We start from the raw sequence: 15,612 nt of genomic DNA on the forward strand, positions 1-15,612 counted from the left end.
AAAATATATGCTTCGTTTCATAATTATTATTTTTGCCATATTCCTTTGCTGGACGGGTTACTTGATTCCAGACAGCTTAACTAACGCTATTGCTGCGGAAACTTCTCAAAATCAACCATTCTTATCAGCTTGTCCCCGAACACCTAATTGCGTTGTTAGCCAAGGTGCTGATTCCCAACATGCAATTGATCCGATTCCCTATCACGTGAGTCGCGAACAAGCACGGGAAACTTTACTCAAAGTTGTCAGCGTTGTTCCTCGTACAGAAGTAATTGAAAAAACCGACAACTATATCCATGCGACTAGCAAAAGCCGTATTTTTAAATTTGTGGACGATGTGGAATTTTATTTACCTGAAAATGAAAATGTGATCCATGTGCGTTCCGCTTCCCGTGTCGGGGAATCAGACCTGGGGGTGAATCGCAGACGGGTGGAACAAATTCGCTTGGCTTTGCAGGATTTGGGAATATCTTAGATTTTGGATTTTATAAATAAGGTGCGGGATCGATGGGAGTACCACTGCGACGTACTTCAAAATGGAGGTGGGGACCGGTGGACAAACCCGTAGAACCTATATTAGCGATGATTTGTCCCCGTTGAACGTTTTGTCCTTCATAGACATGTAACTCACTACAGTGGGCGTACAAAGTTGTGATATCATTTCCGTGGCTAATAATTACGGTACGTCCGTAGCCACCCTGCCAGCCAGCAAAAATTACTACACCGGAATCGGCTGCACGGATGGGACTGCCATAACTATCGGCAAAATCGATACCACTGTGAAATCGTTGATAGCCGAGGATGGGATGCATACGCCAACCAAAACCACTGCTAATTCTGGCGTTACTAGGGAAGGCGAAAATACCTGTACCGCTAGTAAAACTTTTACCTAGAGCTTTAGCTGCGGCCGCCCGTGCTTGCATAGCGGCTATCTTTTCGGCTATCATTTTACCTATGGTGGCACTATCTTCAGCTAATTTGGTTTCCGCAGCAGAGAGGGCGATTTTATCGTTGTTGAGGCGTTGGATAAGTTGATCCTGTTGTTGAGCTTGGGCTTGAAAGTCGGCTTTTTGAGCTAGTAATTGTTGACGAATCAGTTCAGTTTCGTTTTTCGCAGCTTCAACGGCGGTTTTTTGGTTAAGTAGGAGAGTTGCCTCGGTTGTTAATTCGGCGAGGATTTTTTGATCACTTTCATATACAGACTTGAGGTAGCGACGACGGCGAATAAAATCGTTTAAATTTTGACTTTGTAATAAAATTGCCCAACCATGACTTTTAGGGGAACGCTGTAAAAAACGTAACCTAGCAATTGTGGCTTGTTGCCGGGAAATATAGGCAGTTTCCGCAGCTTGGAGTTGGTTTTGCAGGGTTTTGAGTCTTTCTGTAGCGATTTTTAACCGTTGTTCGCTGTCTTGGATTTGGGAATTGGTGGTTTGGAGATTGGTATTTAAACCTTGTAATCTTTTTTCCGCTTCTGTCTGTAAATTTATCAAGCGATCGCGTTCTTGGATGATTTGTTGACGTTGTTGTTGCAACTGTTGTTGTTGCGATCGCATTTGGTTGATTTCCGGTGAATTGATTTGTCCCTGTACAGGGTGGTTGAGAAATAGGGGGAGAAACACACCCACCACACAACATATAACTACACCTAATTTCCCAAGCAAACGGGGGACTTGCAACTGTAAGTTGTTCATGCTGATTATTCGGGAAAACATGGGCTAATGGGTCATAACCCATGTATTATTCCCAAAAAAATCTGTATTTTCACATAAATGGTGAGAAGGGAGTCGGGAGTTGGGAATGGGTGATAATAGCAAGCAGATAAATTTTGTAGAGACGTAGCATTGCTACGTCTCATGTAGATATGTTGCCAACATTTTTGTAATCAATATCAAAATAAAAACGTAGAGACGACCCGACGGGTCGTCTCTACATCAACACAACATTATTATGAAAATTATGGAGAATTAAGAACGATTATTAGCTGCAACCGTTAAGACATTTTCCTGACCCGGTTTACCCAGGGGTTTTGCTGTCTTTTGATTCACACTGACCAGGACACTTCCCGCATTTCCAGCACGTATTGTTAAACTATTCTGTGCAGTCAAAGTACGTTGTGTTCCCTGGGGTAACACTCCCTCAAATTGGGTTTTACCATCAACTTCAATCCGCACCCAAGAAGCATCCTTCAACATCAAACCGACCTTCACATCTTGCTCTTGGGGATTATTTGTGGTCACCAGAGCTGATTTGACCTGCGAACGAGGTTGCAATTCCTGATTTAATACTTGAATGGATTCGCGCTCTAAATTACGCGATCGCATTTCCGTGACTCCAAACAGTTGGGATAACCCTGTCACCGAGCAAAAAATTAACCCAATATAAAATAAATACAAATGCACTGGACGAATTTGACCAGAACTACCTTTCCATTTGGGTTTGAGACTAACTCGGTTCACACCAACGGGGTAACTACTAGCTAACTCTGTACCGTTTAAACCTAGGGTATCAGCGTAAATACGAATGAAACCCTGAGTATAAATTGGTTCAGGTAAATTTTCCAAATCAGCAGCTTCAATTGCTTGCAAAATCCGGTAGGGGATTTTGGTTTGCAAAATCATTTCATACAAATCGAAACCCTTTGCTTCCCGTTTGCTAATTAATTGGGTGGCAATTTCTTGTAAGGCTATAACCCTTAACTCATCGAACGAAGGAGCGGATTCGTGGTGTTGTTTCTTTTTAGTAAGCCACTTCATGGGTTTTTACTCCTTAAACCTGCAGAATCATTAATAGGAAATTGGTTACATTGATGTTTCAAATCGCGAATCTCCCAATCTGTGAGTAAGCGATAGGAACCTTCCGGTAAACTAGCCTTTCCCGGAGGATGTAACTGAATCGAACCAATCGCTGTTCGATGGAGTTCGATTACTGAATGTCCCAAAATCTCCGCCACGCGGCGAATTTGGCGATTGCGACCCTCTTGGAGAATTATTTCTAACTGGGTTGATTGCGCATATTTTTTGATTACGCGTATTCTCGCAGTTCGAGTCATTCGTCCATCGAGTTTTATACCATGTCGCCAGCGTTTGAGGGTGGACTCTGTGGGGTGTCCTTCCACTACAACACGGTAGGTTTTGGGAATACTGTGGCTAGGATGGGTTAGCCAAAATGTTAAGTCACCATCATTGGTGAGGATTAATGCACCCGTTGAATCTGCATCCAAACGTCCAACCGGATGAATTCCCTGACCTGCTGCCAACTCTGGGGGAATTAAATCCAATACCGTTGGTCTCCCCTGGGGATCGTCACATGTAGATACAACACCTGCGGGTTTATGGAGTAATAAATAACTTAATTGGGGACGTTGGGCGATCGCAATCGCTTTGCCATCAATCGTAATGCGATCGCATTCGGGATCAACTTTTTGACCAATTTGTGCAACGATACCATTAACTCGTACACGCGATTGGGAAATCATCACTTCCGCTTGGCGACGAGAAGCTATACCCATTTGGGAAAGAAATTTTTGTAACCTCGTATCCATGTATAACAATTGACCGCAAGCAAACCCAGTTAAATAAATATATCGTTTCGTTTTTCTACTGAATAGGCGCAAATGTTACAGTTGAAACTTATTTAGTAGATCAATATTCTTTTCTGTTTTATTGACACTGACTACCAATCTCATCATCCCATGACAGAACCACAAAATCACGGCTCCTCCATTCGGATTGTCACCAAAGTTCTCACCCGTGCAGTTCAAATTTGGCTGCGATCGCAAGTCAGCGCCATTGATAATTTAGAAATCCAGATCGATACTAGCGATCGCCAACTTCTTTCTGGTTCGATCCCAGCTGTTTCCGTCATTGCTAGTCAAGCAATATACCGGGGAATTCATATTACACATATCAAGTTAAATGCAACAAATATTACTACAAATCTCAGTGCTGTGTTACGCGGCAAAGCTATCAAGCTACTGGAACCAGTACCTGTGTACGCAGATGCAACGTTTAGTGAGGAAGCTTTTAGGGCATCACTCGCCTCAGAAATTTTATCACCAGCCTTGCAGGAGATACTGGTTAAATTTTTACCAGAAAATTATCCAAAAACCAAGCGTATTATTTACCAATCGATCGAATTGGGGATGCAACAACTGAAAATATTCACAATTTTTGATCCAGAGGAGTCTGCCATTCCCCTAGAATTTCACCTGGGATTGGAGCTTGTTAGTCAAAATATCTTACAAATTCAGGAAATTCAGGTAATTCAAGCCGGACAGATTGTTGTAGAAAACCCATCTGGTATTACTCTCAACCTTGGTTCCGATGTGGAGTTCAATCAACTCACAATTCAACCTGGGAAAATATGCTGTCAGGGAACACTGAAAATAAATCCTTGATATAAACTATCCGCATTTATCCGTAAAGGAAAACAGTATTTTCCACATGATTTTTGACATGCACCCGGAAAAAGGCAAAAGAAAATGGGGGACTAGCTGATACAGCAATATAAAACTAGAATAATCAACGGCTATAGCCCCTAATTATGTAGCGACATGTAGCGACCATTGCGTAAACCATATTACCCTGTTCCCAATCAAACAACCAACTGTTCAATCATCCGATTCGCTTGGGATGCGTAGCTACCTCCAAAAAGGTTGAAATGATTGAGGATATGGTAAAGGTTATACAGGATTTTCCTCCGTTCGTACCCCGCTTCCAGGGGATAAGCTTCTTGATAGGCTTGATAAAATACACGGGGAAATCCACCAAATAATTCAGTCATGGCGATATCGACTTCCCGATCACCGTAATAGGTAGCAGGGTCAAAAATAACTGGTTCTCCCTCCGCAGAAAAACCCGCATTACCTCCCCACAAATCTCCATGTACTAAAGATGGTGTAACTTCATGTCCGCTCAAAATGTCGGCGATGCTTGCAAGTAATTTATCTGCCAAGGGAAATCTTGCTCCCCGTTTATGGGCTAATTTAAACTGGTATGCTAGTCGCTGTTGGGTATAAAATTCTATCCAGCTTGGGTTCCAAGTGTTGATTTGGGGGGTGGAACCGATGGTGTTGTCACGTTGCCAACCAAATCCTTGATTGCTAGTGACACGATGCATCGCCGCCAAATTCCATCCCATTTTTTGCCAACTGTTGTTATCTCCTCCCCCCATCCCCAGATATTCAAGAATCAGATAGCTCTGAGTACCGGATATTCCCCAGGCTATGGGTTGGGGAACGCGAATTGTCTTGGTCGCGAATATCTCTTGTAAACCTAAATACTCGGCTTCAAACATGGCAACCTGGGAAGCCTGATTCACCTTCACAAAATAAGTATTATCACCATCACTAATTGTATAGCTTTGATTAATACAACCACCGCTCAAGCTGCGACGCTGATGAGTTTGAAAGTTTTTGCCTTGAATTTTGCTGATGTGCAGGTCGATATCTTTCCACATAGTACTAATTCGTAATTCGTAATAATATTACTTGGTATGTAAGCTACGTCAGTAATACCAATTTGAAAAAAGAATGCGACAGATGAATTTTGTAGAGACGTAGGTAGCACTGCTACGTCTCATATTGAGTATGTGTTGTCAACATTTTTTGAATCGGTATAAGTCGGTAGCGAGTGCAGTGCAGTGAAAGGAGGTAATCTCAAGGCTTTGAATATTTTTTGCAATCCTTTACGTAATCAGGTTTATTTGTGATGACTTACTTGATTTGTAATTTGTAATGGCTAAACTAAAGGCAAAAGCAACAACTTAGGGGATGAATCCGGGGGGATTGATGGCAAAATATCCAGTAATTGCGATCGCAAATCCCGCTTTGTTTTTTCAAATACCATTTACACAAAAAATTATTATCAATAATAATGTCAAAATCATAGTATACGATCCAGAAGACGAGGTGATAGTAAAATGGCAAAAATAGAGAAATCAAAACGAGAGAGATATCGCCAGTATATTGAAACCTTACTTACAGAGTATAGTAAATACAAATCTATCAACGAACAAGTAGAAGCACAAACTATTTTTGACCGCGAAAAAGACCACTATCAATTAGTTCATGTTGGTTGGAGTAACAAGCGTCGGGTTTACGGTTGTGTGTTACATTTGGATATCATCAATGAGAAAATCTGGATTCAACATGATGGTAGAGAAATAGGAATTGCTAATGAATTAGAAAAGTTAGGTGTTCCTAAACAAGATATTGTTTTGGGATTTCATTCTCCATATAGTCGTCAATTTACCGATTATGCAGTCGGTTAATCAAGTAGAAATTAAGAAAATGAGGTTGGGTAGCCACTACGTTGCGTGGATTTGCCAACCTAGCCAATTCCAGCTTTAAGGTTCTAAATAAATAGTATTGAGCTAAAAACCTGTTTTGCTTATAGCAGTTTCCAGACTTTCACCTGCTAAAACATCACGGATAATTCTGGCAATGGTTTTTTCTAGTATCTGACTGGCTATTTGTTGACCAAGTTTTTGAACACCGGGATTAAATATGATTTTCACAATTTGTTGACTCAAATGACTCGCATCAAATCCCCGAGTATCACGGAGAATAGCCGCTATATTTTGAATGTGTTCTAAGGTCTTTTGCTGCTCTAAATTGGCCGATGGAGTTTCATTTACTGCCGTAATTCCCACCTGCTCCCGCAACAAATAGGTCAAATTATGTAGGATGTTTTTCCGAACTGCATCCAGGGTTTTAAATAACTCATCTACTAGTTTTTCCCGAATATAAGCGCCACGCTCGGAACTGAGAAAATCAACTGCTTGGTTCAACACTAAATCAAAATCATACTCGTCATTATTGCGAGCATTGCGGAGAAGATTTTCTAAACGATTCCACCGGAAACTTCCTTCTTTAAATAATAAATCCCGTAAAGATGTTCTTAATTGGGGTGCAGGGTCTGTTAATAACCGTTTGGCTACATAGGGATAGGCTTCGCTGAGAACTTTAAAATTCGGGTCGATAAATATGGCAATTCCTTCCATCGTCACTAAGGAACGAATAATTAAGGCATAGTAAGGAGGGACACGGAAGGGATATTCATACATTAATTCCGATAAATCATCGGTAATACTTTTGATATTGAAATCAGCAACACTTGCACCTTCAGCATTCGCAAAAACCTTAGCAAAAGCGGGAATTATTGGGGTTAAATCTGTATCCGGAGCGAGGAAATCTAACTTAACGTAATCGTTAGCTAAACCTTCAAAATCCCGGTTGACCACGTGGACAATTGCTTCGATTAAACCGTAACGTTGGGGAGGTTCAATCTGACTCATCATCCCAAAATCCAGATAGGCTAATTTCCCGTCCCTAGTGGCTAACAAATTTCCCGGATGGGGATCAGCATGGAAAAATCCGTGTTCTAGTAACTGTCGCAATGAACACTGGACTCCCACCTCTACCAAATATCTGGCATCTATTCCCTGGGCTGCTAATTCCTCAATTTGATTTAATTTTGTGCCGTTAATCCACTCCATCGTCAATACCCGACGATTGGTATATTCCCAGTAAATTTGCGGTACATAGATGTCTTTCATGTGACCATAAAGGCGGAAAAACTTCTCCGCATTTTCACCTTCACGGACATAATCCATTTCTTCAAATACGCGATCGCCTAGTTCATCCAAAATTCCCACGAGGTCACTGCGAATGCGTTTGAAGCGACCCATTGCCCAAGCCGCAAGTCCGCGTAAAATATATAAATCAATGGAAATCGCTTCCCGCAAGTTGGGACGTTGGACTTTAATGGCGACTTCTTCCCCTGTTTTCAGTTTACCCCTATATACTTGCCCCAAGGAAGCTGCGGCAATCGGTTCGGGAGAAATTTCTGCATAAATCTCCTCCACACTTTGCCCAATGTCCTCACGAATGAATTGAAAGGCGATTTCGTTGTCAAAGGCAGGTAATTTATCTTGTAATTGGGTTAATTCTTCTAAAAATGTCGGCGGAACCAAATCCGGACGCGTAGATAATGCCTGACCAATTTTAATATAGGCAGGACCCAACTTTGTTAATAACTCCCGAAACTGGACGGCACGACGACGGTCTTTTTTCACCTCGATCCCGCGCTTACTATCCCACCAAATCCCCAACCCAAAGGCTAAAGTTGGCATCAAAACGGTCAAAATCCTCCCCAATACCTTGAAGGGACGTTGACCATAATACTGCGCGATCGCCTGCGCATCATATTTGATCTCAGGTCTGTAATTAATACTTGTAACCCGCTTTAATCCTCCTCCTTCCGGTAAGCTATTCAATTCGCTTTCTGAATTTTTCACAAGCACCATCGCACTCGTCGAATTCGGCGAATCTCGTTCCATATTGGTATCCTTTTGGGCTTTAACCTGTGCCAAGGTATGTGAGTCCGTTTTTACCATCATTTGCTTTGCCACCGCAGGAGAGTCAATACGTTAAGTATTGTAACAATTGAAAACTATGAATAAGTTAAAATCGCTGCTTTTTTCAGATCAATAATTCCAGGTTAACTGAGATTTCGGTACATCTAGTACGGAATTTGCGATTTTTAATTAGCGATTTCCACTTTCGCCCACTCCTTGCAAAACGAAGTCATAACGAGTATGATTTACTTAAGTCAGAAAAACAAAGCACACAATCAAGGATCCAAAGGAGTTGTATAGTAATCCGATTTCAGAAGCGAAAAATATCGATGGAGGTTGTACTTTGCGGGAAAGCTTTACCTGTGACTATCAACTGCAAGAGTCAATTTGTCCACGGGGAAAAGCTGATAATCCAAAATCTAAAATCCAAGATCCTATGAGGAGGGAGGTATAGGTGAGAATAGAAGAAATACCACTCAAACAGATAAAACGACCATTACCTCGGGTGAACGACCAGCAGAAAGTATTAGCACTGATGGAATCAATCGCTGAAATTGGTCAGCAAGAACCCATTGATGTTTTAGAGGTGGATGGAGAGTTTTACGGATTTTCCGGTTGTCATCGCTACGAAGCTTGTCAGCGACTGGGAAAAGAAACCATACTAGCGCGGATACGCAAAGCACCTCGCAGTGTTTTAAAGATGCATTTAGCTTGACCAAAATTAATCATTACCTAAATATCTTGGAGAAAATTATGGCAACTTCTACAACCGCAATCAATATCGGTATTGACGACGCGAACCGTGGCAAAATAGCTGAGGGTTTATCACGGTTACTAGCAGACACATACACCCTGTATTTGAAAACCCACAACTTCCACTGGAACGTCACTGGACCCATGTTCCAGACCCTCCACTTAATGTTTGAAACCCAGTACAACGAGTTAGCTCTAGCGGTGGATTTAATTGCGGAACGGATTCGAGCTTTAGGATATCCTGCACCTGGGACCTACAGTGAATATGCCAGATTAAGCTCAATACCTGAAACAGAGGGAGTACCCAAAGCCAAAGAGATGATTCGTTTATTAGTGGAAGGACAGGAAGCAGTTGTTCGGACAGCACGTTCAATTTTCCCCCTAGTTGAGGAAGTTAACGACGAACCAACAGCAGATTTATTAACCCAACGGATGCAAGTGCATGAAAAAACCGCTTGGATGTTGCGGAGTTTGTTGGAAGAGTAGTGGTCTATCCCATAGGTTAGGAGGTTCGTAGTAGTGGCTTTAGGGACGAAAAAGCTTTAATATAAAGCCCTATACCCACAGGGTTGTCGTAGACTATAGCCCTACTACGTACTTTTTTCTTACCCACCAAAATCCATTTGACCATCGAAACCAATGGCTGATTTTGCGTCTAAGCTACAATTGATGATGCAACGTGCGAATATTCCCAACTGGAAAGCCCTGCAACGACTAGCGGGAATTTCGGAGCGACAGGTGTTGCGGTTGCGACGTGGGGAAGTAGGGCAGATGCGTGTTGAGGTACTCTTAAAGGTAGCGCGGGTTCTACAGGTTAGTTTCGATGAATTACTGATAGATTCTGTAGTCGATGTGGAACCTGGAGAAAGTGAGAAATCGAGTTTAGCAACAAAACATAATCCACAAGAAACAACTGAGCTTACAACAAACCAGGAAAGCATTCGTCATGATTTACAACGGGAAATATTGGACTTAATGGAATCACTACTGGTACAATTTCCCATTGCCGCAGCCAAAGCAAGGGAAAATCCGAATTTAGCAGCAAGTAAAATAGTTCCTTTAGTAGAAAATCCCCTAAAAAAACTATTAACAGCCTGGGAAATTACGGAAATAGCTAACGTTGGCGCAACAATTGCCTATAATCCTCAGTATCATCAAATCCGTGAAGGAACAGCCCAACCAGGTGATCTAGTGATTGTGCGATCGCCTGGTTATCTGCAAAAAGGTAGGCTGATCTATCGTGCCCAAGTAAGTCGCTGTTAACTTAATTTTTGAGGTGTAGATATTCTCATTTACATCTGTTTTCACACAAAAAAACCATTTTTAGATGTATCTGGCGACATTTTTTCAAATCAACTATCATGGGGATATAATAGACACATTCTATTTCTATCTACGGTTTCCACAAGCAATTTCAGATACATAATTAATCCTATGCAGACAGAACAGGTAAAGATTTTTCAGCCCAGTGGCAGCCTTGATGCGGAGAATTCCCAGGAATTTCGCCAACAAATCACGGAAGTAGCTCAACAAGGAGTCAAAATCGTCTTAGTTGATTTAAAAGACGTTTCCTTCATGGATAGTTCTGGACTGGGTTCCCTAGTTCTGGCTTTTAAAACCTTGCGAGCTTCAAATAATAAACTCGTTCTGTGTTCGATTAATGAGCAAATTCGGATTTTATTTGAATTAACTGGAATGGATAAAGTTTTTGAAATATTTGCAGATCAAGAAGAGTTTCAGAAAAACTTAGTGTCTTTAGTTGCATAAGTTGAGATTAATCAATTATGTTTTCAAATGTGATATAGGAATCATATTTGATTTTTATTGTATGACCGGCGCTAGTGTCAAAAAATAAGTATGCCCCTATTGAGAGTGCCCACCAACCCTGTTCCCTAACTACGCAAGTCATTTCATCAATCTGTAAATCGGATTCCTATATCCGGGAAAATTATCATCATCAATCTCCCCAAATAGTGGCTGGTACAATTAAATTTACCTGCCACTATTTTTTTGAGAGCATTTGTGACGTTTGTTAACTTACAGTAAAAATTCTTTGTTGATATTTAACAATTGACATTTTTCCTGATTATCTTGTTTGAAGGCAAATTTTCTGTAGTGATCAGGACTGACGCAAGGACAACGTAAACACCGTCATTACAACATCAGGAAGGAATCCCAAACATCTGATTTCTCGTAACGAGTGCGTAAGTCCTATAGTTATATTTAAGCTTTTCTTTAGATATTTGGTATCAAAGTGTGATGATTTCCATTGGGAGAAAAAATACAAGATTTTTTAACAAAACTGCATACAAACGTACAACAATTTTGGTATTTGCGTGCATAGAATAGGGCTGGAGGGGGAGCGAGCAGGACTTAAATCAAGATGTGGATAGGGAAAGTTGATTACTAGGTATTTAGACTCCACCGTTCAGGATAGGGGAATTATCAGATAGCTTGAATCATTGAATTGGATGGGACTAAATGCGAATTATCAACTGACTGCTGACTGCAAATAAAGGTTCTAGCTGCCGATTCAAACAAATATTTTAGACAAGTCCTGAGCAGATATAGTTCAAGAGGTTATGTTATGACGAATAATTTACTCGAACAATTGCGGAAAATGACCGTAGTGGTTGCAGATACAGGAGATATTCAAGCGATCGCGCAATTTAAGCCGCAAGATGCAACGACAAATCCCTCCTTGATTACAGCAGCTGCACAAATGCCAGAATATGCGGAAATCGTCGATCAAACCTTGCTCACAGCTAAAAGCGACCTGGGAAGCAGTGCTAGTCAAGCTGATATTTTAAGTTTAGCCTTTGACCGGTTAGCGGTTGCCTTCGGTTTAAAAATATTGGAAATCATCCCCGGTCGGGTTTCCACAGAGGTTGATGCACGACTTTCCTATGATACCGAGGCAACGGTTGCCAAAGCTAGGGATTTAATCAAACAATACGAAGCTGCGGGAATTTCTAAAGAGCGAATTTTAATCAAAATTGCCACCACCTGGGAAGGGATTCAAGCAGCATCCATTCTGGAAAAAGAAGGAATTCACTGTAACCTGACCCTTTTATTTGGATTACATCAAGCGATCGCCTGTGCAGAAGCTGGTGTCACTCTAATTTCTCCCTTTGTGGGACGTATTCTCGACTGGTATAAAAAAGAAACTGGACGTGACTATGTGGGTGCGGAAGACCCCGGTGTTCAATCTGTGACAAAGATTTTTAACTATTACAAAAAATTTGGTTATAAAACCGAAGTCATGGGTGCAAGTTTCCGCAATATTGGCGAAATCATCGAGTTAGCTGGATGTGATTTGTTAACTATTGCACCTAAGTTGTTAGCAGAATTACAGTCAACCACGGGAGAATTACCCCAAAAACTGGATGCAGCCAAAGCCGCAGCAATGCCAATTGAAAAAATTACAATGGACAAAGCAACCTATGAGCGGATGCACGCTGAAGACCGAATGGCATCTGAAAAATTAGAGGAAGGAATTGCTGGCTTTACTAAGGCTTTAGAATCCTTGGAACAGTTATTGGCAGAACGGTTAGCAAAATTGGAAGGGAAAACTGCTATTGGCGTTTAAATTGCGTTAACTGTCAACGGAATGATTACCTAGTTGTCCCTAGTTGTCTGAGACCGAAAATTGACGGTGGAGCCAAGCAAAGGTAGCTTTCGGGAGCAGGGGGAGTAAGTAATAAATTCATCCCCACCCTACTAAAATTTGAGGGTGGGGACTTTCGCGCTATGTTAATTTAACTACTTATCTCCCGACGACCCTATTCTGCCAAAATCAACCAACCACTTCCCACCAGCCAAATGCAGGACCAATAAAACGGATTGTCACCCAAATTGTCACCATCAAACCAATCCCAATCCATGCACCACGGGTAGTAATTGTCACGAATTGTTCCGCTTGTTTTTTGGTGATGGGAACCCAAGGAAGAATACGTTCGGTTTCCTGTCCGTATTTTTCCCCTAATGCTTGTTTGCGACGCTTTGCTTCACCCATAATTAAGAATCTGAAATTATATATTTAAATCCTATAGTCGATGGTAACGCGATCGCGCTACTATCTTTTTTTATGGATCAGAATTTTTATTTACAATATGCGGCAGTCGAGGATCACCATTGGTGGTTTGTCGCTCGTCGGCAAATCATTCATAGTGTTATTCGTCGTCTGCAACTCCCCCCCCATGCACAAATTCTCGAAGTTGGTTGTGGAACTGGCGGAAATCTGGCCATGCTATCCCAACATGGTGATGTGAGTGCAATGGAAGTGGAAGCGATCGCCTGTGAGTTGGCCAACCAACGCCAACTTACTTTAGTTAAGCCAGGCCGTTTACCGGATCTCATCCCCTTTGAGGAGGATTTTGATTTAATTTTAGCTTTGGATGTGATTGAACATATCCCAGATGATTTAGCTGCTTTAAAAGCTTTGTATTCTCGTTTAAAATCGGGAGGATGGCTAATTATTACCGTTCCTGCATACCAATTTCTCTGGAGTCAGCACGACGAAATCAACCATCATCAACGTCGTTACCGTCGTCGTCAATTATCCCGCTTAATTCAAAATGCTGGATTTCATCCTACTAAAAGTTCCTATTTCAATACTTTCCTTTTTCCCCTAGTATTTCTCACCAGAATGTATCAAAAAATCTTGAAAGTAGAATCCCAAGCTACCATCAGCGACGACTTGAAACTTCCATCGCCTTTACTCAATCGTATCCTTACTAAAATATTCGCTAGCGAACGTTATTTTTTACCCTTGTTTTCCTTCCCCTGGGGAGTTTCTATATTAGTCATTGCCAGAAAATAGGAGATAAAAATTATAATAATTCGTAATTTGTAATAGCCTACGGCAAGGCTGCGCCTACGTAATACCCGCTACGCGGGAAGCAAGCTACGTAATAGCCTGCGGCAACGCTTCGCGTACGTAATTTGTAATACACGCTATGTGGGAAGTAAGCTACGTAATCGTTGAGACAAAAGCTATATTTAGCAATGATTTTTTTGATTTCATCTTTTGCCTCATTTGAGATAATTGGCATTACTTGATAAGATTCAAGTTTTTACTCATAATACTCATTTGAGAATAAATGGGACAGATATTGGAGGGTTTTGCTGTGTAATCGTAATTTCCAAAAAGAAGACGACAGATTAATTTTGTTGCTAGAGACGCAATATATCACGTCTCATATTCTGGTATGTAAAAAAATACCGCAAAAAAATACCGCAGTCCTAAATGATTTGTGAAACCTTACATGTAGGTTTGTTAACAGTCATCAGTCATCAGTCAAGAACACGCTATTTTTCACGACTTCAATCGGATTGCTGTCAAACAAACCAAGTATTGATTTGAGTTCTTCACCTTTCTCTTCCCTGCTTCCATTCTCGAAATGACAAACAAATGCAACCAACTTACTCCATTGTGATTCCCATATATAACGAGCAAGAGAATATTCCGGAAATGTATCGTCGTCTTTCTTTGGTGATGGAGGACTTAGATGCAGAATGCGAATTAATATTGGTCGATGATGGTAGTCGCGATCGCTCTCTCTCTCTTATTCGGGAAATCCACAGGCAAGATAGTCGTGTTAGATACATTAGCTTTGCCCGTAATTTCGGTCATCAAATTGCCGTCACTGCTGGTTTAAACCACGCTCTGGGACAGGCTGTAATCGTCATGGATGCGGATTTACAAGACCCACCGGAATTAATTTTGACAATGGTGGAAAAATGGCGACAGGGTAACGAAGTTGTCTATGCCCAGCGTATTGCCCGTAAGCGGGAAGGATTCCTCAAAAAAGCTTTCGCCTATACATTCTATCGAGTTTTGCGGCGTTTGGCTGATGTGGATATACCCTCCGATACGGGGGATTTTTGCCTGATGGATCGACGGGTGGTTGATATCCTGAATGCAATGCCGGAGCGTAATCGCTACATTCGCGGTCTCCGTGCTTGGGTGGGATTTAATCAAACTTCAGTTTTGTTTGAACGAGACCCTCGCTACGCTGGTAAAGAAAAGTACACATTCGGGAAATCTTTAGCCTTAGCCCTTAACGGTATTGTTTCCCTTTCTCCTATTCCCCTACGGTTTGCCACCTACTTGGGGATCATTTCCGCAGGGATGGCAATGGTGATGATTTTGATTGTGATTTACTGGCGCTTATCGAACATGGCATCATCTTTGATTGGCTATACATTGATTACCATAGCCCTATTTTTTCTCGGTTCAGTTCAGTTACTATGTTTAGGTATTCTAGGGGAATATATCGGACGCATGTACGAAGAAATCAAAGCCAGACCCCTATATACCATCAAAGAAATTGGCGGTATGGAGCAAAGGTATCAAGCTGCGGAGGTGCGGAAGTACGGAGGGGAGGGGGAAATTAGTATTCGACCACATTAAATTTTGATAGATGAGAAAAGGCACGTAGTTGCGCTAGTCTACGACAACCCTGCGGGTATAGCGTCTTGATTATCCCCTAACTC

17 protein-coding genes are annotated in these 15,612 nt (G+C 41.5%); 11 read left to right on the forward strand and 6 right to left on the reverse strand.

All coding sequences use genetic code 11. The features are described from left to right. Nucleotides 1–7 precede the first annotated feature (7 nt). Complete coding sequence (locus CDC37_RS16525; RefSeq protein ID WP_096623264.1) at nt 8–475, forward strand: DUF1499 domain-containing protein; 468 nt, start codon at nt 8–10, stop codon at nt 473–475. A gap of 10 nt (nt 476–485) precedes the next feature. Here the strand turns inward: CDC37_RS16525 and CDC37_RS16530 are convergent, their stop codons facing one another. The 3 genes from CDC37_RS16530 to CDC37_RS16540 all read right to left on the reverse strand — a co-directional run bounded on the left by CDC37_RS16530 (nt 486) and on the right by CDC37_RS16540 (nt 3,544). After that, nucleotides 486–1,694 carry a murein hydrolase activator EnvC family protein gene (locus tag CDC37_RS16530; protein WP_096623266.1) on the reverse strand — a complete coding sequence of 403 codons (1,209 nt, stop codon included), beginning with the start codon at nt 1,692–1,694 and terminating at the stop codon, nt 486–488. Nucleotides 1,695–1,967: 273 nt separating this feature from the next. Further along, nucleotides 1,968–2,756 carry a helix-turn-helix domain-containing protein gene (locus CDC37_RS16535; RefSeq protein ID WP_096623268.1) on the reverse strand — a complete coding sequence of 263 codons (789 nt, stop codon included), beginning with the start codon at nt 2,754–2,756 and terminating at the stop codon, nt 1,968–1,970. Next, nucleotides 2,753–3,544, reverse strand: coding sequence for a pseudouridine synthase (locus CDC37_RS16540; protein WP_096623270.1), 792 nt, complete (start codon nt 3,542–3,544; stop codon nt 2,753–2,755). Before CDC37_RS16540 ends, CDC37_RS16535 begins: the two co-directional genes overlap by 4 nt. 150 nt (nt 3,545–3,694) lie before the next feature. Here CDC37_RS16540 and CDC37_RS16545 point away from each other — a divergent pair, with 150 nt between their 5' ends. Next, the gene (locus CDC37_RS16545; RefSeq protein ID WP_096623272.1) at nt 3,695–4,399 is read left to right on the forward strand and encodes an LmeA family phospholipid-binding protein; all 705 of its coding nucleotides are present in this window, start codon (nt 3,695–3,697) and stop codon (nt 4,397–4,399) included. 197 nt (nt 4,400–4,596) lie between these two features. Here CDC37_RS16545 and CDC37_RS16550 read toward each other — a convergent pair whose 3' ends face one another. Continuing rightward, complete coding sequence (locus CDC37_RS16550) at nt 4,597–5,460, reverse strand: fructosamine kinase family protein (protein WP_096623274.1); 864 nt, start codon at nt 5,458–5,460, stop codon at nt 4,597–4,599. A 331-nt stretch (nt 5,461–5,791) separates the two neighbouring features. Between CDC37_RS16550 and CDC37_RS16555 the strand changes: the two genes are divergently transcribed. Beyond that, nucleotides 5,792–5,935, forward strand: a complete 144-nt coding sequence (locus CDC37_RS16555) for a hypothetical protein (protein ID WP_157780769.1) — start codon at nt 5,792–5,794, stop codon at nt 5,933–5,935. Next, a complete protein-coding gene (locus CDC37_RS16560; protein WP_096623278.1) occupies nt 5,923–6,273 on the forward strand; it encodes a XisI protein in 351 nt (116 codons plus the stop codon). Before CDC37_RS16555 ends, CDC37_RS16560 begins: the two co-directional genes overlap by 13 nt. Nucleotides 6,274–6,375: 102 nt before the next feature. On the opposite strand, the gene CDC37_RS16565 is transcribed toward CDC37_RS16560, so the two are convergent. Further along, nucleotides 6,376–8,403, reverse strand: a complete 2,028-nt coding sequence (locus tag CDC37_RS16565) for an ABC1 kinase family protein (RefSeq protein WP_096623280.1) — start codon at nt 8,401–8,403, stop codon at nt 6,376–6,378. Nucleotides 8,404–8,815: 412 nt separating this feature from the next. Between CDC37_RS16565 and CDC37_RS16570 the strand changes: the two genes are divergently transcribed. The 5 genes from CDC37_RS16570 (at nt 8,816) to CDC37_RS16590 (ending at nt 12,703) form a co-directional block, all read left to right on the forward strand. Further along, nucleotides 8,816–9,076 carry a sulfiredoxin gene (locus tag CDC37_RS16570; protein WP_096623282.1) on the forward strand — a complete coding sequence of 87 codons (261 nt, stop codon included), beginning with the start codon at nt 8,816–8,818 and terminating at the stop codon, nt 9,074–9,076. Nucleotides 9,077–9,114: 38 nt separating this feature from the next. Continuing rightward, the gene (locus CDC37_RS16575; RefSeq protein WP_096623284.1) at nt 9,115–9,600 is read left to right on the forward strand and encodes a Dps family protein; all 486 of its coding nucleotides are present in this window, start codon (nt 9,115–9,117) and stop codon (nt 9,598–9,600) included. Between the two features lie 153 nt (nt 9,601–9,753). Further along, nucleotides 9,754–10,377, forward strand: a complete 624-nt coding sequence (locus CDC37_RS16580) for an XRE family transcriptional regulator (RefSeq protein ID WP_096623286.1) — start codon at nt 9,754–9,756, stop codon at nt 10,375–10,377. Between the two features lie 171 nt (nt 10,378–10,548). Then, nucleotides 10,549–10,881: an STAS domain-containing protein gene (locus CDC37_RS16585; RefSeq protein ID WP_096623288.1), complete on the forward strand. Its 333-nt coding sequence runs from the start codon at nt 10,549–10,551 to the stop codon at nt 10,879–10,881. 820 nt (nt 10,882–11,701) lie between these two features. Next, nucleotides 11,702–12,703: a transaldolase gene (locus tag CDC37_RS16590; RefSeq protein ID WP_096623290.1), complete on the forward strand. Its 1,002-nt coding sequence runs from the start codon at nt 11,702–11,704 to the stop codon at nt 12,701–12,703. Nucleotides 12,704–12,910: 207 nt separating this feature from the next. Here the strand turns inward: CDC37_RS16590 and CDC37_RS16595 are convergent, their stop codons facing one another. Then, on the reverse strand, nt 12,911–13,129 hold the full coding sequence (locus CDC37_RS16595) for a DUF2839 domain-containing protein (protein ID WP_096623292.1): 219 nt from the start codon (nt 13,127–13,129) through the stop codon (nt 12,911–12,913). A gap of 72 nt (nt 13,130–13,201) precedes the next feature. Here CDC37_RS16595 and CDC37_RS16600 point away from each other — a divergent pair, with 72 nt between their 5' ends. Then, nucleotides 13,202–13,936, forward strand: coding sequence for a class I SAM-dependent methyltransferase (locus CDC37_RS16600; RefSeq protein ID WP_096623294.1), 735 nt, complete (start codon nt 13,202–13,204; stop codon nt 13,934–13,936). Between the two features lie 591 nt (nt 13,937–14,527). Beyond that, on the forward strand, nt 14,528–15,529 hold the full coding sequence (locus CDC37_RS16605) for a glycosyltransferase family 2 protein (RefSeq protein ID WP_096623296.1): 1,002 nt from the start codon (nt 14,528–14,530) through the stop codon (nt 15,527–15,529). Nucleotides 15,530–15,612 lie beyond the last annotated feature (83 nt).

It is taken from the genome of Calothrix sp. NIES-3974 (assembly GCF_002368395.1).
Classification (GTDB): Bacteria; Cyanobacteriota; Cyanobacteriia; order Cyanobacteriales; family Nostocaceae; genus NIES-3974.